The organism is Apibacter adventoris (assembly GCF_002964965.1).
In the GTDB taxonomy this organism is placed as follows: domain Bacteria; phylum Bacteroidota; class Bacteroidia; order Flavobacteriales; family Weeksellaceae; genus Apibacter; species Apibacter adventoris.
This window is the reverse complement of sequence record NZ_PSZN01000008.1, coordinates 24,867-44,400: the sequence shown is the minus strand read 5'-3', so window position 1 is coordinate 44,400 and position 19,534 is coordinate 24,867. Positions and strand designations below refer to the sequence as shown.

The 19,534-nt window shown below is 27.1% G+C and carries 18 protein-coding genes; 11 read left to right on the top strand and 7 right to left on the bottom strand.

What is annotated here, in order from left to right; translation table 11 throughout:
- Positions 1–28: 28 nt before the first annotated feature.
- Positions 29–1,288 carry an HD domain-containing protein gene (locus C4S76_RS04850; protein ID WP_105193299.1) on the bottom strand — a complete coding sequence of 420 codons (1,260 nt, stop codon included), beginning with the start codon at positions 1,286–1,288 and terminating at the stop codon, positions 29–31.
- Positions 1,289–1,334: 46 nt separating this feature from the next.
- Between C4S76_RS04850 and porX the strand changes: the two genes are divergently transcribed.
- From porX to C4S76_RS04835, 3 genes are all read left to right on the top strand, one after another.
- A complete protein-coding gene (gene porX, locus C4S76_RS04845) occupies positions 1,335–2,876 on the top strand; it encodes a T9SS response regulator signal transducer PorX (RefSeq protein WP_105193219.1) in 1,542 nt (513 codons plus the stop codon).
- 282 nt (positions 2,877–3,158) lie between these two features.
- Entirely contained in the window at positions 3,159–3,683 is a 525-nt protein-coding gene (locus C4S76_RS04840; protein WP_105193217.1) for a thioredoxin family protein, read from the top strand.
- Positions 3,684–3,764: 81 nt separating this feature from the next.
- Positions 3,765–4,382 (top strand): DUF4230 domain-containing protein, encoded by a 618-nt coding sequence (locus C4S76_RS04835; protein WP_105193215.1) that lies wholly within the window; start codon positions 3,765–3,767, stop codon positions 4,380–4,382.
- A 26-nt stretch (positions 4,383–4,408) separates the two neighbouring features.
- Here C4S76_RS04835 and C4S76_RS04830 read toward each other — a convergent pair whose 3' ends face one another.
- Genes C4S76_RS04830 through C4S76_RS04815 form a run of 4 tightly spaced genes read right to left on the bottom strand, consistent with a single transcriptional unit; the run spans position 4,409 to position 8,131 of the window.
- Positions 4,409–5,659 (bottom strand): DUF1015 domain-containing protein, encoded by a 1,251-nt coding sequence (locus C4S76_RS04830; RefSeq protein ID WP_105193213.1) that lies wholly within the window; start codon positions 5,657–5,659, stop codon positions 4,409–4,411.
- 9 nt (positions 5,660–5,668) lie between these two features.
- Positions 5,669–6,643, bottom strand: a complete 975-nt coding sequence (locus tag C4S76_RS04825) for a D-2-hydroxyacid dehydrogenase (protein WP_105193211.1) — start codon at positions 6,641–6,643, stop codon at positions 5,669–5,671.
- 24 nt (positions 6,644–6,667) lie between these two features.
- The gene (gene serC, locus C4S76_RS04820; protein WP_105193209.1) at positions 6,668–7,738 is read right to left on the bottom strand and encodes a 3-phosphoserine/phosphohydroxythreonine transaminase; all 1,071 of its coding nucleotides are present in this window, start codon (positions 7,736–7,738) and stop codon (positions 6,668–6,670) included.
- Between the two features lie 39 nt (positions 7,739–7,777).
- Positions 7,778–8,131, bottom strand: a complete 354-nt coding sequence (locus C4S76_RS04815) for a 4Fe-4S dicluster domain-containing protein (RefSeq protein ID WP_105193207.1) — start codon at positions 8,129–8,131, stop codon at positions 7,778–7,780.
- A 66-nt stretch (positions 8,132–8,197) separates the two neighbouring features.
- Between C4S76_RS04815 and C4S76_RS04810 the strand changes: the two genes are divergently transcribed.
- The 7 genes from C4S76_RS04810 (at position 8,198) to recN (ending at position 15,356) form a co-directional block, all read left to right on the top strand.
- Positions 8,198–9,241, top strand: coding sequence for an acyl-CoA reductase (locus tag C4S76_RS04810; protein WP_105193205.1), 1,044 nt, complete (start codon positions 8,198–8,200; stop codon positions 9,239–9,241).
- An 83-nt stretch (positions 9,242–9,324) separates the two neighbouring features.
- Positions 9,325–10,209 (top strand): 4-hydroxy-tetrahydrodipicolinate synthase, encoded by an 885-nt coding sequence (gene dapA / locus C4S76_RS04805; protein WP_105193203.1) that lies wholly within the window; start codon positions 9,325–9,327, stop codon positions 10,207–10,209.
- A gap of 105 nt (positions 10,210–10,314) precedes the next feature.
- On the top strand, positions 10,315–11,193 hold the full coding sequence (locus C4S76_RS04800; protein ID WP_105193201.1) for an outer membrane protein assembly factor BamD: 879 nt from the start codon (positions 10,315–10,317) through the stop codon (positions 11,191–11,193).
- Positions 11,194–11,230: 37 nt separating this feature from the next.
- Complete coding sequence (locus C4S76_RS04795) at positions 11,231–11,557, top strand: DNA-directed RNA polymerase subunit omega (protein ID WP_105193199.1); 327 nt, start codon at positions 11,231–11,233, stop codon at positions 11,555–11,557.
- A 9-nt stretch (positions 11,558–11,566) separates the two neighbouring features.
- Positions 11,567–12,781 (top strand): bifunctional phosphopantothenoylcysteine decarboxylase/phosphopantothenate--cysteine ligase CoaBC, encoded by a 1,215-nt coding sequence (gene coaBC, locus C4S76_RS04790; protein ID WP_105193197.1) that lies wholly within the window; start codon positions 11,567–11,569, stop codon positions 12,779–12,781.
- Between the two features lie 11 nt (positions 12,782–12,792).
- Positions 12,793–13,698, top strand: coding sequence for a type IX secretion system protein PorD (gene porD / locus C4S76_RS04785; protein ID WP_105193195.1), 906 nt, complete (start codon positions 12,793–12,795; stop codon positions 13,696–13,698).
- Between the two features lie 5 nt (positions 13,699–13,703).
- A complete protein-coding gene (recN, locus tag C4S76_RS04780) occupies positions 13,704–15,356 on the top strand; it encodes a DNA repair protein RecN (protein WP_105193193.1) in 1,653 nt (550 codons plus the stop codon).
- Between the two features lie 60 nt (positions 15,357–15,416).
- Here recN and C4S76_RS04775 read toward each other — a convergent pair whose 3' ends face one another.
- Together C4S76_RS04775 and C4S76_RS04770 are read right to left on the bottom strand one after the other, a co-directional pair.
- Positions 15,417–16,703, bottom strand: coding sequence for an adenylosuccinate synthase (locus C4S76_RS04775; RefSeq protein ID WP_105193191.1), 1,287 nt, complete (start codon positions 16,701–16,703; stop codon positions 15,417–15,419).
- 734 nt (positions 16,704–17,437) lie between these two features.
- Positions 17,438–18,898, bottom strand: a complete 1,461-nt coding sequence (locus tag C4S76_RS04770; RefSeq protein ID WP_105193189.1) for an aminoacyl-histidine dipeptidase — start codon at positions 18,896–18,898, stop codon at positions 17,438–17,440.
- 156 nt (positions 18,899–19,054) lie between these two features.
- On the opposite strand from C4S76_RS04770, the gene C4S76_RS04765 reads away from it, so the two are divergent.
- Positions 19,055–19,516: a hypothetical protein gene (locus tag C4S76_RS04765; RefSeq protein ID WP_105193187.1), complete on the top strand. Its 462-nt coding sequence runs from the start codon at positions 19,055–19,057 to the stop codon at positions 19,514–19,516.
- Positions 19,517–19,534 lie beyond the last annotated feature (18 nt).

Sequence of the window (19,534 nt, the reverse complement as noted above, 5' to 3'; positions counted from 1 at the left end):
ATTTGCAAATGTAAACATTTTATTAAAATTACAAAAATCTTTGTATGAATCCACCTATTTCCCTAGGCACACATATATGATATTTTATTATATCTTTACTTAAACCTTTAATAAATACTTGATTATTCATTTTTTCTAAATCAATAACTTTACCACTTTTCAATAATAATTTTATGGGGTCTTTCGTACTATTGTATGGTAATATATTTAATTTATTTTGATGAATGAAATAGTTACCTTTTTTAATATTGTAAATTTTTTCCGTTTCAATTAATAGTTTCTCAATTACGTTATTTGTTAATGGTTTGGGCATTATAAGTGAAACAGGCAATTTTCTTTGAATAATGCTTTTACTTAATATTTGTAATATTTTATCGTCATGATACTGCCAAAGTTGTAACGCGGAAATTATATCTGAATCATCTAAATGAGAAAATTGATATAAATCTTCATTTTTTAAATCACTAAAATCTGTTTTTGTTAAAAAATATTGAAGCGTTGGAGTTGTAGGCAGTTCTTCTCCCTTATAAAATAATTTTTTTGCCCGCTTTAAAGCTTCAATTAAATAAAATTCAGCCGTTACCGAAGTTTTATGAAAATATACCTGCCAGTACATAAATATTCTTGAGGTTAAATATTTTTCAATGGAATATATACCTTTTGCGTCAATAACTAATTCATCATCAATAACATTCATCATTGTAATAATTCTTTCAGAATTTACATTTCCTTCAGAAACTCCTGTAAAAAAACTATCTCTTCTTAAATAATCTAATCGATCTAGATCTATTTGACTTGAAATAAGCTGATGAAAAAATTTTCGAGGATACTTATCTAAAAAAATATCTATTGCTAAAGATAGTTTACCATTAAATTCTTCATTGAGTAATTTCATCAAAGTTAGTGATATTTTTTCATGATGTATACCATTTATAATGGTAGATTCCAATGCATGCGAAAATGGTCCGTGTCCAATATCATGTAATAATATAGCTATTTTTGAAGCTCTTTCTTCATCTTTTGAAATATATACCCCTTTTTCTTTTAATGATCTTAAGGTTATATGCATAAGCTGCATGCAGCCTAAAGCATGTAAAAAACGTGTGTGAGTAGCTCCCGGATATACATAATAACTTAACCCTGTTTGAGAAATTCTTCTTAATCTTTGAAAATAAGGATGTTCTATTAAATCAAAAATTAATTCATCCGAAATACTAATAAATCCAAGTACGGGATCATTAAATATTTTCTTTTTATTTATTCTAGTTTCTTTTTTATACTCTTTCAAAAGGCATATTTTTTGTATTTTTATATGCAAAAATAAAATATTTAAAATGATTGCAAAAATATTATGGATCGATGATGAAATTGAAATGCTTGAGTCTCATTCTATATTTTTAAAAAATAAAGGATATGAAGTAACAGGAATAAATAACGCACCTGATGCTTTAAAATTAATTACCGGAGGGAATTTCCATGCGGTTTTATTAGATGAAAATATGCCGGGAATGGGTGGTTTGGAAGCTTTACAAAAAATTAAAGAAATTGAAAACACTTTACCAGTTATTATGATAACTAAAAATGAAGAGGAAGACATTATGGAGGAAGCTATTGGTGAAAAAATTTCTGACTATATTTTGAAACCCGTTAATCCCAATCAGATATTATTGAGTTTAAAAAAAGTTTTAAAGGGAGATGAAATTATTGAAAAAAAGACGGTTCTAAATTACCAACAAGATTTTCGTAAGATTTCTATGGATTTAATGTATGCAGAAAATTATAATGATTGGGTACAAATATATCTTAAACTAATACAATGGGATCTTAAATTCGATAAATTAGAGGATGCAGAAATGACAAGCATTCTTCAAAACCAGAAAGAAGAAGCTGATAATTTATTTTCCAAGTTTATTGAAAAAAATTATAGAGATTGGCTTCATACTGATGTAAAGCCTAAAATGTCTCATACTGTTTTTAAAGATGTAATAAGACCTACCATTGAAAAAAATGAGAAGGTATTATTGTTAATGATCGATAATTTACGTTATGATCAGTGGAAAGTTATACAACCTTTATTTAGTAAGTATTTTAATAAAGTCACTGAACAATCTTATTTTAGTATTTTACCTTCCTCTACTCAATATGCAAGAAATTCTTTTTTTTCGGGTTTGTTACCTCTCGAAATTGAAAAAAATTTCCCTCAATATTGGGTTGGGGAAAATGATGAGGAACAAAAAAATCAATTTGAAAATGAGCTATTAAATGCTCAATTGCAAAGATTAGGATTAAAAGACCTAAAAACTAAATATTTTAAGGTACTCAATGCTGATTTTGAAAAAAAAATATATGAAGATTTTAAAATTTATAATAATTTAGATCTTATTACTATTGTTTACAATTTTATTGATATACTCTCTCATGCTAAAACAAATAATAATATTGTTAGTGAATTAATAAGAGATGATAAAACTTTTCGTTCATTAACATACACATGGTTTGAAAATTCAAGCATTCTTAAAATTGTGCAACAAGCTGCTGAAGACGGATATAAATTGATTATTACTACTGATCATGGAACTATTTATGTGAAAAAACCTAGCAGAGTTATAGGGGATAAAGAATCTTCTACTAACCTAAGATATAAATTAGGCAAAAATCTTCAATATGAAGCAAAAGATGTATTTGCTGTAAGTGATCCTGAAGATTTCTTTTTGCCAAAAGTAAACGTAAACTCCAAATATATTTTTGCTAAAGAAAATAAATTTTTTGCTTATCCTAAAAATTATAATCATTATGTGAATTATTATAAAGATACCTATCAGCATGGTGGTATATCTCTTGAAGAAATGATTATCCCGATTGTAGTTTTAGAATAATATAATTTTTTAGCATAAATATTTATTGCCTAAGAATTATTATGGATTATCTATTTTTTATTACATATTTATATATTGTATTAAGGTAAGAACTTTATTTTACTTTTTTATTTAAAAACTCTTTTTCTCTTTATTTTTTTTAATATTAATCGATTAAATTTATTATTGGTATTTATTAATTCTAAATATATAATCGAAATTATAATATATATCTAGTTAAATATTAACTGTTATAAAAAATTTACAAGAGTTTTGTATATTTACCAAAATTATTTTTGATATATGAAAATTAATCAATTTATATTATTTATTTGTGTTCTTTGTATGTTTTCAAGTTGTAGATCTGAAAAAATTATAGTTAATAAAAAAATTATAAATACGGAGGGAGAGCCTATGCTTATTGGAAGGATAACAACTGATGCCTTAACGTCTCCAGATTTTAAAGATTGGTATCTTAAAGAATATGACTCCTATATTCCAAAGAAAAAGTTTATAAATACAATAAGAAGGAAAGCTAAATTTTATAGAATAGAAATTTTTTTAGGTACTTGGTGTAGTGATACGCAAGAACAACTTCCTCGATTTTTAAAGATTCTTGATGAATCAAAATTTCCTAAGAAAAAAATTGATCTATATGCTTTAAATAAAAATAAAGAAAGTTTTTATGGAGAACAAAACCAAAAAGGTATTACCAGAATACCTGTTTTTATAATATATAAAGGTGAAAATGAAATAGGAAGAATAACTGAAACCCCCACTCATGAAACTTTAGAAGAAGATCTTTATAACATATTTTTAAGAAAATAATTTAATTTTTAGATATTTTTATGTAATTATATCAATTTTTGCATAGTTTATGCATATATAATTATATATATATTTAAGCATATGTTAGCAAAATTAACTAAAATTATTATTGTAATTGCCTGTTTTATTATTGGAGGTATAATATCTATTTTATTATTTAAAAATTTCTCAACTAAAGAAAATAACATTGTTGATACAAGGATTATAAATCATGAGATACAACGTTTAAATAAAATGATTGTTATAGAGCAAAATTATTCTGCTTTCAGAACTAAAAAATATAATGATTATAATCCTAAATATTTAAATTTTCTTAATAAAAATATTGTTTTATATATTACTGCTAAAGCTCAGGTTACTTATGATATGAAAAAAATGAAAATTAATGTTGATTCTGTTAATAAAAAAATAAAAATAATTTTTTTACCAGAACCAGAACTCAACGTTTATCCTGATGTAGAAATATATAGTATGGAAGAAGGATTGTTTAATAATTTTTCCAAAGCTGATTTAAATTCAGTAATGACAGAAGGAAAAAAAGATATACAAAAAGAAGTGGAAAACTCTAATATAAAATTATTAGCTTACAATCAATTAATTTCTAATTTAAAAGATCTTTATATTATTGCTCGCTTATATAATTGGAAAATAATTGATGAAACTCCTTATGCAAAAGAATTAGAACCTTTAAAAAATTAAAAATGAATCTAATTATTAAAAATACTTTATTTCATATCAAGCATAATCAAACCGGAAAGTAATTCAGGTTCTATATAAGTACTTTTTGCAGGAATTTTTAAATTTAAATCCGAAATTATTTTTAAATCTGAAAAAGGTATTGAATAAAAACCAAATGCGATTTGATAATCACCATAATCCACAACTTGTTTCATATTTATAATCCCTTTTATATCATTTGTTCCTTTAAGATATGAGACTAGTTTTTTTTCTTCATTTTCATCGGAAATATTAAATACAGGACCGAGAATAAATTTATTAAATAGATAAGTGTCTATATTACCTAAATCATCAGGAGTTCCTCTATACTCATGTTTTATATATAAACCATAAAATTTTTTATCAAAATACATACTTATATGATGCTTATGAGAAGGAAAATATGGTTGATCCCCCTTTTCATTTATGGTAAAATATTTTTCTAATTTTGTAAATAATTTATCTTTTGATAAAGAACCTAAAGATTTGATTAATCTATTATATTCATATATCTTTAATGAATGACTTGAAATTAATAAGGACATAACCTGATGGTTCATATCAAATAAAAAATCTTTAGATTTTGCTTTTTCTTTTATTTTATCTGAATGTTCTATTGCTGCAGCCATTCGATAATGTCCATCTGCTAAATATAATGCAGGAAGATTTTCTATAGTTTCTTTAAACTGAGCTAATTTTAACCGATTATCTACTTTCCATATTTTATGCGAAATATCTAATTCATCCTCAATATGAAAAAGGGGTTTACTTTTCATTTCGAGCTCCATCATTACATCTAATTTAGAATTAGAATCATATGTTAATAAAACAGGATTAGTTTGTAAATAAGTAATATCTAAGAATTCGGTAAATATTTTTTGTTTTTGTTCAATTGTTTTTTCAGGTATTTTTACACGATTTTCTTTAAAGTCTTCTACTGAAACCAAACCTATAATCCCTTTAAAAATTTCTCCATTTCTTTTCTTTTGTTCATATATATAAATTGATGCCGGATCATGTTCTAAAAGATTTTCGTTTATATACTCTTCAAATCTTTTTCTAACTTTTTTAAACCTGTTTTTAAGAGGACTTTCTCCTTTAAAAAAAGTAGGTCTTATTATATCTATATAGGAAGGATTTTTATCTTTTAATTTAGCTTTAATTTGCTCTTCTGTATATTTCTCCGGAGTGTATATGGGAAATTTTTCTATATATTCTTCTTTTATATGGATTCCTTTAAACGGTTTAAAACTTAACATAGTCTTCGGTTAGGATGATAAATTTTGATGATTATTCTTATAAAAGCTAATTATTTGTTCTGCTAATTCTATTCCAACTCTTTCCTGTGCCTCAAGTGTATTACCTCCGATATGAGGAGAAAGGGATAATTTTGGATTCATTAATAATGTAATTTCAGGTTTCGGTTCTTTTTCAAAAACATCTAAAGCGGCACCAAATATTTTATCTTCATTAAGCGCATTTATTAAAGCAACTTCATCAATAACTCCTCCGCGAGAAGCATTAACTAAAACAGAAGTTTTTTTCATTAAATTAATTTCTTTTTCACCTATAATATATTTAGGCTGTTTAGGAACGTGAACAGAAATTGCGTCTGAGTTTTTTAAAACTTCTTCCATAGTTGTGGTTGTTAATGTAAAATCAACTTTTTGTCCATCAAAAAAATCTAAAGTTAATGTACGGGTTATTTTTTCGGCATCAGAAACAATAATCTTCATACCTAAAGCCAAACCTATTTTTGCTACTTCCACCCCAATTCTTCCAAAGCCAATAACTCCCAATGTTTTACCTCCAAGTTCCATGGCTTTTCCATAAGATTTTTTTAAAGCAGAAAAATTAGTATCTCCTTCTAATGGCATATTTCTATTTGAGTCTTGTAAAAAACGATATAAAGATAACATATGAGCAAAAACAAGTTCTGCTACAGATCTTGATGAAGCTGCAGGTGTATTTATTACATTAATCCCTTTTTTCTTAGCATAATCCACATCTATATTATCCATGCCTACTCCTCCTCTACCAATAATTTTTAAGGTTGGACATGAATCAATTAAATCTTTTTTTACTTGAGTGGCACTTCTCACCAATAAAACTTCTACTTTGTTTTCATTAATAAAATTTGCTAATTGCTCTTGGGCTACTTTATGATTTATAACTTCTAACCCTTCTTTTTCTAACACTTCTATGGCAGATGATGATATGCCATCATTAGGTAATATTTTCATAATTTAAATATATTAATATAGATTTTAGGCAGTTTTTTCTAACTCTTTCATGACATTTACTAAAGTCTGAACACCCTCTAATGGCATAGCATTATAAATGCTTGCTCTATAACCACCCACAGTACGGTACCCACCAATTCCTACTATATTAGAATCTTTCCACATTTTATCAAACTTTTCTTTTAACTTTTCCTCATCATTAAGAAAAAAACATACATTCATTAAAGAACGATCTACTTTTTCACATACTCCTCTAAATAAAGGATTTCTATCTACTTCTCCATATAAAAGATCTGCTTTAATTTTATTTCTTTCAGCAGCTGCACTAACCCCTCCTTGTTTTTCAAGCCATTTCAAATTTAATAAAGTGGTGTAAATAGCAAAAACAGGGGGAGTATTAGCCATACTTTCTTTGCTTATATGTACTTGATAATCTAGATAAGAAGGAAGATCACGACCTGTTTTTCCTAATAATGTTTTGTTTACTATCACCAATGTAACTCCAGCAGGACCTATATTTTTTTGTGCTCCTGCATAAATAAGAGCAAATTTATTAAAATTTAATTCTTTACTTAATATATCAGAAGACATGTCGCATACTAATGGTACAGAAGTTTCCGGAAAATCGTGCATTTCAGTACCGTAAACTGTATTGTTAGAAGTTAAATGTAAATAATCTACGTCTAAGGGTATTTCATAATTTTTAGGAATATATGTATAATTAGCCTCTTTAGAAGATGCTAAAACATCAATAACCCCTATTTTTTTTGCTTCTTTAATAGATGCTGAAGCAAAATTTCCACTATCTATATAAGCAGCTTTTGAACCTTTTTTTAAAAAATTTAAAGGAGCCATTAAAAATTGAAGGCTAGCTCCACCTTGTAAAAATAAAACTTCATGATCATCATCGAGCTTCATTAATTTTTTAACTAGGGCCCTTGATTCATCCATAATAGCAACAAAATCTTTACTTCTATGTGATATTTCAATTAATGACAATCCACTTTTATTAAGGTCTAATATTGCTTCTGAGGCCTGCTGAAGAACTTCTTCTGGTAGTGTAGAAGGACCAGCACTAAAATTAAATTTTTTCATTAGTTTAAATTTTTAAGGTTGGGTGCATATCGTTAAATATTAAGATGAAGAATGTAAAAAATTCTTTTTAGCTAATAATTCTTCACTTGTTTCTACATGATTATCATCTGGGACACAACAGTCTACAGGACATACTGCTGCACATTGTGGTTCTTCATGAAATCCTTCACATTCTGTACATTTATCTGTAACTATATAATAAATATCATCGGATAAAGGTTTTTGAGGAGCATCAGCATCAATAGAAAGCCCCGTTTTAGTAACAATCATTCCTGTTAATTCAGTTCCTTCTGACATTTTCCAGTCCACAGCTCCTTCATATATAGCATTATTAGGGCATTCAGGCTCACAAGCTCCACAATTTATACATTCATCTGTTATTTTTATGGCCATACCGAATTATTTACTTTATTTTTGTTGCAAAATTATACAATTTTTTTTACATAATTTATATTAGCCATGAGTTTAGAACAGAAAATAAAATCCCTTGTAAAAGTTGGTGAAATTTTATATCAATTCAATCAAAACAAGGGTGAAAATTCTTCTTTTTTTTTAGAATTAGATAATATTGTAAAGTTTGCTGAAATTAAAAACCCCTGGTTTACGCAGAAAAATATTTTTACCGCATTTGATTATTGGGGAAATATTCTTACTTATGAAAACATCTCTAATTGGATTTCCAAATATAAAACAATAAATAATGCTGTATCTAAAAAAACAATAGGATTAATATTAGCTGGAAATATACCAATGGTTGGTTTACATGACTGTATTTGTGTATTAATAACCGGACATAGAGCTCAAATTAAACTATCATCCAAAGACAATATATTAATCCCTTTCATTTTGAATCTATGGAAAAATTTTTATAAAGATTTAGAATTCAAAATTGTTGAAAAATTAGAATTTTATGATGCAGTTATAACAACAGGCAGTAATAATACAGCAAAATATTTTGAATATTATTTTAAAGATATTCCTCACATAATAAGAAAAAACCGAACCTCTTTGGCTATTTTAGAAGGAAATGAATCCGGCAAAGATTTAGATAATTTAGCTAAAGATATATTTACCTACTTTGGCTTAGGATGTAGAAATGTTACACAAATATTTATTCCTGAAAATTATAATCTTGACAATATTTTTAAATCTTTTTTACCCTACCAAGACGTTATAAATCATAATAAATACACTAATAATTATGAGTACAATAAGGCTATATATCTCATGAATGAAGATAAATTTTGGGATAATAATTTTATTATGCTTAAAGAATCTGAAGATTTATACAGTCCTATTGGGGTAATTTTCTATAAGCATTATCATGAAATATCTTCTCTTAATAATTATATTTCACAAAATAAAAATAAAATTCAGTGTGTTGTTTCTAATTCAGAATCAATACGATTTACAAAAATTTCATTTGGTAAAACCCAATACCCTAAACTTAATCAATATGCAGATGGCATTGATACTATAGAATTCTTATTAACTCAAATATAAATTATATAGATTTTTGTATTCCTAAATTTAAAAATAAATATTATTTTTACTTTATAAATTATAAAAAATAAATTATTACTCTTATGAAATTATTACAAGGCTTGGGTGTAGCTTTAATAACACCTTTCAATGAAGATGGGTCAATTGATTTCCCTGCTTTAGAAAAAATAGTACATTATAATATAGAAAATGGAGTGGACTATTTTGTAGTTTTAGGAACAACTGCAGAAAGTGCTACACTAAGTTCTGAAGAGAAAAAAAAAGTAATTGATTGCATAAAAAAGAGTAATAATAAGCGTTTGCCTTTAGTTTTGGGAATAGGAGGAAATAATACAAATGAAGTAATTAGTCAAATACAATTAGCAGATTTAAAAGATTTTGTATCTATATTATCGGTATCTCCATATTATAACAAACCTTCTCAAGAAGGAATTTACCAGCATTACAAAGCCTTGACCCAAGCTAGTACGAAACCTATTATTTTATATAATGTTCCCGGAAGAACAGCCTCTAATATAGAAGCAGCCACAACTTTGCGTTTAGCAAATGAATTTAGTTCTATTATAGCCATCAAAGAAGCTTCTCCTAATTTTTTACAATCAACTTATATAATAAAAGATAAACCTGAAAATTTTATGGTAATTTCCGGAGATGATGAACTTGCTTTGCCAATAACTCTTGCCGGAGGAAGTGGAGTAATTTCTGTTATTGGACAAGCATTACCTAATTTAGTATCTTCTATGATCCATTTGGGATTAGAAAAAAAAGTAGATGAAGCTTATAAAATTCATTATCAAATACAGAATATTTTCAAATTAATTTTTAAAGAAGGAAATCCTGCCGGCATTAAAGCATTACTCGCTATTAATGGTTTATGTAAACCCTATACCCGGCTTCCTTTAGTACATGCATCTGAACAATTAATTCACGATATAAAAATAGAGCTAAATCGTATTTCCATATCATAAGGTATTATACATAAATAAATTTTGACTTTGAAAATCATTTTCTAATTCATAAAACGTTAATTTTTATTTGTTTTAATTATTAAAAAAATGTAATTTTGCAAGCTGATGAAAAAAATAATTCTTACAAGTTTTATATTAATGCTTTTAGTAAGTTGTGAAAGAAGATTGAGTCGAGCATTAAAAAGCACTGACAAAGATTTTATATTAAAAGTAGCTGAAGAATATGAAGCTAGAAAGAAATACACACAAGCTATTAGTCTTTATGAATATGCTACAAAATTTGTAGTAGGTACAGATGAAGCTCCAGAAGTAGCTTATAGGAATGCCAACTTAAACTATCAAGATAAGAATTACCGATTAGCTGCCCATCAATTTAAAAATTTTGTACTCTCTTTTCCAAAAGATCCAAGAGCAAACGAAGCGGCTTATATGGTTGCTTATTGTTACTTTATAGATTCTCCGGATTATAACCTCGATCAAACGAATACTTATGATGCTTTAAAAGAATTACAAAATTATATAAATACCTATCCTAATTCTGATAAAGTTTCTTCATGTAATCAAATGATTGATGAACTTAATAGAAAATTAGAGAAAAAAGCGTTTGAAAATGCAAAAACCCTTTATAAAATTACAGAATATAAAGGAGCTATTATTTCATTAAATAATGTTTTAAATGATTTTCCAGACACAAAATTTAAAGAAGAAATAACTATATATCTTTTAAGAGCAAAAACTGAATTAGCTGTTAATTCTATACACAAGTTACAAAAGGATAGAATTACAGATGCTAGAAAAACTTATGATTATTTTATCGCACAGTATCCAAATTCTGAATATTTTGATGAATCTAAACGTCTAAAAAATAGACTAGATAACGCAGAACTAAGTTATGAAAATACTGAAAAAGCTATACAAGAATCTAAATCAAATTCAGAAGAAAATACCAAAGAGATAGAAAAAGACAGAAGAAAAATCAGCTAATATTAATTATAATAAATATAAACATAGTATCCAAGATATGAATTTAAAAGAATTACGTGCACCCTCTAGTACTATTACTTTTAATAAAGAAGAAATTGAAAGTAAAGTTGGAAATATTTATGAAGCCATAGTAATTATTGGAAAAAGAGCCGAACAAATTAATACTATTATAAAAAATGATCTAAACCAAAAGTTAGATGAATTTGCTTCTAATAGCGACTCTTTAGATGAAGTATTTGAAAACAGAGAGCAAATTGAAGTATCTAAATATTATGAAAAACTTCCGAAACCTACTTTAATAGCTATTCAAGAATGGTTAGATAATGAAGTTTATTTTAGAAAAACAGATACCCCGCAAATCTAATTTTTTTCTATGTCGGTTTTACAAGGGAAAAATATATTATTGATAGTAACTGCAGGAATTGCAGCTTATAAAACAGCTTCCCTTGTGAGACTTTTTATAAAAAAAGGTGCCCAAGTGCAAGTAATTATGACTCCTGAGGCTCATAATTTTATAACCCCGCTTACACTTTCTACTCTTTCTAAAAAACCTGTTTACACCCATTTTATAAAAAATGAAACAGGCGAATGGAATAATCATGTTAATTTTGCTTTAAATTCAGACTTTATTGTCATTGCGCCTGCTACTTCTAATACTATATCTAAAATGGCAAGTGCAGAAGCGGATAATTTAGCATTAACCACTTATCTTTCAGCAAAATCTACTGTTTTTTTTGCTCCTGCAATGGATTTAGATATGTATCAAAATCCTATAAATACGGAAAATATAAAAAAACTACAGTTAAAAGGCGATATATTAATCCCCCCTAATAAAGGAGAATTGGCAAGTGGTTTAGATGGTGAGGGAAGAATGGCTGAACCTGATGAAATAGTTACATATATAGAGCATTTTATAAGAAAAGATTTAGTTTTTTTTGGAAAGAAAATATTAATTACTGCCGGACCAACTTATGAACCAATTGATCCTGTAAGGTTTATAGGAAATCACTCTTCTGGTAAGATGGGATTTGAATTAGCAAAAGCAGCAGAAAAATTTGGGGCAGATGTTACTTTAATTACAGGTCCTACAAATCAAGTACTTTCTTCTTCATCTAACATTAAAAGAATTGATGTCGTTTCTTCGAAAGAAATGTATAAAGCTGTTTTTGACTATTATGCAAATACAGATATAGCCATTATGGCTGCTGCTGTAGCTGATTATCGTCCTGAAACGGTATCAAAAACCAAAATCAAAAAAACTGAAAATACATTTTCTATTTCTTTTGTTAAAAATGAGGATATACTTTATAACATGGGGAAAACTAAAGAAAAACAATTTTTGGTAGGTTTTGCTTTAGAAACCAATAATGAGGAAGAAAATGCTATAAATAAACTACAAAAGAAAAATCTTGACATTATTATTCTCAATTCTCTACAAGATAAAGGAGCCGGTTTTCAATCTGAAACAAATAAAATTACTATTTTTGATAAAAATAGAAAAAAAGACCTCTTTGATTTAAAATTAAAATCGAAAGTTGCAGAAGATATTTTACAATATATAGAATCCAAATTATTAGAATCTTCATAATTTCCTAAGGTATGAAACATTTTATATTGCTCTTGTTATTCTTATCTTTTCCTACTTATAATTTTTCGCAGGAACTGTTAGCTAATGTAATTATAAATTACAGTAAAGTACAGGGGTCTAATAATCAGGTATTTATAACTTTAGAAAAAAGTTTAAAAGATTTTATCAATAATACAAGTTGGACAAACCAACATTTATCTTTACAAGAAAGAATCAAATGTTCTTTCAGTATAATTATAGAAGAAAGAAAGTCTACAGATCAATTTAAAGGTTCTATTCTCGTACAATCCAGTCGTCCCGTTTTTAACAGTACCTATCAAACTCCCGTTTTAAATTATCAGGATAAAGATTTTACTTTTAATTATATTGAATCTGAAAATCTTACATTTAATGGGCGCAGATTTAGTGGAAAAAATTTAGTTGATGTTATTTCTTTCTATGTTTTTATGATCTTAGGATATGATGCAGATACTTTTACCCCTATGGGAGGAACAGAATACTTTAATACTGCTCAAAAAATATCAGATAATGCTATAAATCAAGGATATAATGGTTGGAATTCTTTTGACGGTCCAAGAACTCGCGGTGGAATTATTGCTGATATTATAAATGATAAGTCTTCGGTTCTAAGAAATATTTCTTATCAATATCATCGATTAGGATTGGACAATATGGCAACTGAAGAACAAAAGGCTAAAACAACTATTGCTAATAGTTTATTAGCATTAAAAACATATTCAGAAAATTATCAATTTTATCCATTAGACATATTCCTATCTTCTAAAAAAGAAGAAATTAAAAATATTTTCTCCGGTGGGCAAACTGTGACAGCTGTTAATATAAATGATTTAAAAACTTTACTTCAAAATCTATCCCCAATAAACAGCAGTGATTATTGGAATAAAATTAAAAACTAAAAAACATGTTGACTCATTTATCAATTCGTAATTATGCATTGATAGATAATCTTACTATTGATTTTCCTAACGGACTGATTACAATTACCGGAGAAACCGGTGCGGGTAAGTCTATTATATTAGGTGCTTTAAAATTAGTATTAGGTGAAAGAGCTGAAATTAAATCAATTAAAAATTCTGAAAAAAAATGTTTTATTGAAGCTGATTTTCAATTATCTTCTAGTCAATTTTCTAATTTTTTTATACAAAACGATTTAGATTTTGAAGAAAATACAGTAATACGTAGGGAAATTCTTCCTTCTGGAAAATCTCGTGCATTTATTAATGACACTCCTGTTACTTTAGATACTTTACACGAATTAACATATCAACTTATAGATATTCACTCTCAATTTGAAACTTCTGATTTGTATAATGAAAACTATCAGATGGGATTATTGGATAAATTCTCAGGTCTTGAAATTCAATTTTCTGAATATATTTCTATATATAATCAATATATATTGGAAAAAAAGAAACTTGAGGAGTTATTAAAGCAATTTGATTCAAATAATAATGATTCTGAATATAATAAATATTTATGGGAAGAATTAGAAAATGCTGAACTAGAATCTCTTTCATTTTCTGATTTGGAAAACGAACTGAATATGATGAAAAATTCCGAATTCATTGCTCATATTATTTCTGAATCTCAACAATTATTACAAAATGAGGAAATAGGTACTTTAAACCAATTGCAAGAAATTTCTTCACGTATGGATAAAGGAGCTGTTTTGTTTCCTGATCTTGAAAAACTTGCCGAAAGGATAAACAGTGTAAAACTAGAATTGCAAGATATCACTTCAGAATATGATCTTTTACTAGAAAAATTAGAATTTAATCCTATACGATTTGAAGAACTTAATCAAAAATTTAATGAAATTAATACCTTATTGCAAAAACATAAAGTAAATTCTGTTGATGAGTTGCTTGAAATTAAAAACCATTTATTAAAAAAAACTACGAATTCTGAAAATTTAGAAAAAGAAATTTCTATTAGTCAGAAACAGATACAAAAATATATAAATGAACTCAATTTACATGCAACGGAATTACATAATAAAAGATTAGAAAATATTCCATTTCTTGAAAAAAGAATATTAGAAATTCTTACAAAATTAGGAATGGATAAGTCTAAAATAAATATAAAATTAGAAACTATCAATCATTTTAATGGATTAGGTTCAGATAAGATTTCATTTTTATTTTCTGCTAATATGGGGAAAAAGTTATTACCTATTGAAAAATCAATATCTGGAGGAGAACGCTCTAGGGTTATGCTTGCTATCAAAAAAATCATGGCTGAAAATGATAATCTTCCTACTTTGATATTAGACGAGATAGACACAGGAGTTTCAGGAAGAATTGCTAATGAAATAGGCATACTGATGCAAGAAATGTCAAAGACTATGCAACTTATTGTTATAACCCATTTACCTCAAGTTGCTGCAAAAGGAAATTATCAATTTAAGGTTGAAAAAAATGAGGTTGAGAACAAAACTCAAACCCAGATACGTTTACTTACTCCAAAGGAAAGAATAGAGGAAATTGCTCAGCTGATTAGTGGATCAGATGTTACAGATATTGCAAGAGCACAAGCTCAATCACTTCTTAATTAAACTAATAAAACTTTATTTACTTTAATGCACTATTGTAAGTTTATATTATTATTTGTTAATTTAAAATAAATTAGTTCTTATAATATTTTGAGATCGTTCTGGTCCTACTGATACTAAATATACTTCTACATCCAAATAACTTTCAATGAAATGTAAATAATCTTGAGCATTTTTTGGTAGTTCATTAAAAGATTTTATGTGAGAAATATCAGACTTCCACCCGTTTAACTCTTTATATACAGCAGTATATCCAGCTAATTCTTCTGTTGTTGCAGGAAAAGAATCAATAATTTTTCCCTCTTTCGTTTTATATGCTGTACATACTTTTATTTTATCAAACTCTGATAAAACATCAAGTTTGGTTATAACTAAATGAGTTATTCCATTAATCATACAAGAATACCGAAGAGCAACCAAATCTAACCAACCACAACGACGAGGTCTTCCTGTAGAAGCTCCATATTCGTTTCCTATTTCTCGAATATGTTCGCCAATATTATCTTCTAATTCTGTAGGGAAAGGACCATTCCCAACTCGCGTACAATAGGCTTTAGATACCCCGATTAAATATTGTAAACTGGTTGGTGGTATTCCCGCACCTACAGAAACTCCTCCTGTAGTAGGTGAAGATGAAGTTACATAAGGGTAGGTTCCAAAATCTATATCTAACATTAACGCTTGTGCTCCTTCAAATAATATTGTACGATCTTGCTGGATGGCATAATTAAGTTCAAATTCACTTTCAATAATCCGATGTTTTAATTTTTGACCAAAGGCTAAATATTTTTGGTATATTTCTTCAAATTTTAAAGGTTTTTTATTAAAGAGCTTTTCAAATAATGCATTTTTTACTAAGAGATTCTCTTTAATTTTAGCTTCTAATATTTCGGGATTAAGCAAATCAATAGCTCTAATTCCTACTCTAGCCACTTTATCTTCATAGCATGGTCCTATTCCTCTTTTTGTTGTACCAATTTGTCCTTTTCCTGCAAATTCTTCTCTATAAGTATCTAATAAAATATGATAAGGCATAATAATATGTGCTCTGCTGCTTATAAAAACATGATCTGTAGCCAAACCTCTTTTTTCAATCTGTTCTATTTCATCAAAAAATGCTTCAGGATTTACTACAACTCCATTTCCTATAATGCATTTTCCTTTACATTGAAGCACTCCTGAAGGTAAAAGATGTAATACAAATTTATCTTCTTTTACATATACCGTATGTCCTGCATTATTTCCTCCTTGATAACGGACTACATAATCAGATTTTTCTGCTAAAACGTCTGTTATTTTTCCTTTTCCTTCGTCGCCCCATTGAAGACCGACCACAACATATGTTGACATATTTTATTTTATTATAGTTGATTATTTTTTATTAGGAAAGAAACAAAGTGTAGATTCTTTCTTTACAAAATTAAATTAATCATGAGAAAAAACCTTACTTTCAAATAAAAGTCAGCTGTTTTTTTATTAACAAAAAAAATATTTTTTGTTAAAAACTTTTTAGTTTTTAGTTTTTATTTAATTTTTTCACCTTTTCATAAAGCTCTTAGATATGGAAGATATTTTGAGCTTATTGAATTTTTTTTACAACTTGAATATTTTATACGAACATAAAGTTTTGTGTAAAAAAATAAAATTTTATGATTTTCTATATTTTTTTTAACCTCCATAACCAAACTAACACAGCTAAAATATTTTTCTTATATTAATACATATGCTTTTGAATTTTAATTCTTGATTTAAAAGATAAAGTTTCTGTATAATTAAATTCTTAAATATATATTTTTGAAATTCTGATTAGAAACAATCGTGAGATTTTTTTATTCCGGAATATTTATTTCCTCCTAATAATTTTATATCCATCTTTACATCCTTTTTATTTATATTTATTACAGCTGCATATAAACCTGTGTTGCTAAACTTGATATAGATTAAATTTAGGAAACTTTCATATTAGAAAACAGAATTTTTCGCATTTAGAGTTTTTCATCTATTTTTTATTATCAGATTAAAAATAAATAAAAAAGAGATTAATTTAAATTATTAATCTCTATTATGTTTGATTATATATATTCTTATTTTGTCGGAATATTCTTTAAGATTTCTAATAGGTATTCCCAAAATTTTTGCACAGATGATATACTTACTTTTTCTTTGGGAGAATGTGCTCCTTTAATAGTAGGACCAAAAGAGATCATATCCATGCCCGGATATTTTTCCCCGATAATTCCACATTCTAAACCGGCATGACAAGCCATAACAAGAGGCTTTTCTTTGTTTTGTTTTTCATAAATATTTTCAGCCAGCTTTAATATTTCTGAATCTGGATTAGGTTTCCATCCTGGATAAGAACCTGTAAATTCTACTTTCATATCTGCTAATTCAAATGCCGCTTTTAAAGAAGTAGCTACCCAATATTTTGAACTATTTACAGATGAACGTGTTAAACAAAGAATTTGGATTTCTCCATTTTTCAATTCTACTCTTGCAATATTATTAGAGGCTTCCACTAAATCTTTTATATCAGGACTCATTCTATATACCCCATTATGTGCTGCTTGTATTGCCGATATAATTTTTTTACTATCTTCAAAGTTTAAAGAGGAGGTCTCTCCTTCTATTTTAGTTAATTCTATTTCTAAATTCTCTTCTATAGTGGAAAATTCTGTTATTATTTCTTCTCTTAATTTTTCAAATTGCTGTATTAGTTTGTTTTTTTGATTATCCATTAAACAAAAAACAGCTTCTGCTTCTCTGGGGATAGCATTTCTTAAACCGCCTCCATCAAATGAAATTAAATGTATCTGTAAATCAAGGAAATCATATAAAAAACGATTTAAAAGTTTATTGGAATTGCCTAATCCTTTATGTATTTCCATTCCCGAATGACCTCCATGCAATCCTTTTAATACCAATTTATAAATACTATAATCATAAGGTATTTCAATTTCGGTATATTTGCCTTTTGCAGTTACATCAATTCCTCCGGCACATCCTATATCTATTTCATCATCTTCTTCTGTATCTAAATTTAATAAGATTTCACCAGATAATAATCCTGACTTTAAACCAAAAGCTCCAGTCATTCCGGTTTCTTCATCTACAGTAAACAAAGCTTCAATTGCTGGATGTTGTATTTCTTCAGAAGATAAAATACTCATAATAGTAGCTACTCCTACCCCATTATCAGCTCCTAAGGTAGTACCTTTAGCTTGTACCCAATCTCCATTTATTTCCATTTTAATACCTTCAATGTCAAAATCAAAATTAATATCATTATTTTTTTGACAAACCATATCTAAATGTGATTGTAAAACAACTTTTTTATGTTTTTCAAACCCCGGGCTTGCTGCTTTTTTTATAACAATATTTCCTACTTCATCTTCTAAAGTTTCTAAATGCAGAGTGTTTCCAAAATTTTTAATAAATTGTCTTACCTTTTCTTCTTTTTTAGAAGGACGTGGTACAGCATTCAAATCTGCAAAATAATTCCATAATTTTTTTGGTTCCAAATTTCTGATCTCTTGATTATCCATAATTTTCTTCTGTATTTTTTATTGATCAAAGTTCGGAATTTTCTACTTATGAAAGACTATATTTCATAGAACTTGATTTTTTTATGTCTAATTATAATTTTAATTTTAGCCTTAAAATAATTTATGAAGCTAGTCAATAATCCATTAAAATTAATTATGAAAAAGAAAAATTATGTAATTAAAATTGTATTTCCATTGTTACTGATAAATTTTATTTACGGACAAAATGAATATGGTTTTTATTCCAATAAATTATACAAAATAGAAACTCAAAATAATAAAGAATTATCATTCGATCACAAATATGCTAATTCATTTAAAATATGTAGATATTGCGAAAGTAAAGAAGAAGAGGCTCGTCAAAATGAAATTAGCTTTTACCCAAGAGAAATTTTTAAAGTTACAGCTAAGCGTGCATATTTTTATTCTTCGCCAGATGTTAATTGCCTAATTAGCCCAAGTCTATTTATTGTTCACAATGATAGGGTAATTGTTTATTCTGAATACGAGGAATTTTATTTTGTAATGTATTTAAAAAAAAATGGAGGAGATATTAGTGGATGGATGCCTAAAAAACAACTTATATCTACTGGTAAAAATATAGGTTCTAATAATTAAATATAAATATTTAATAAA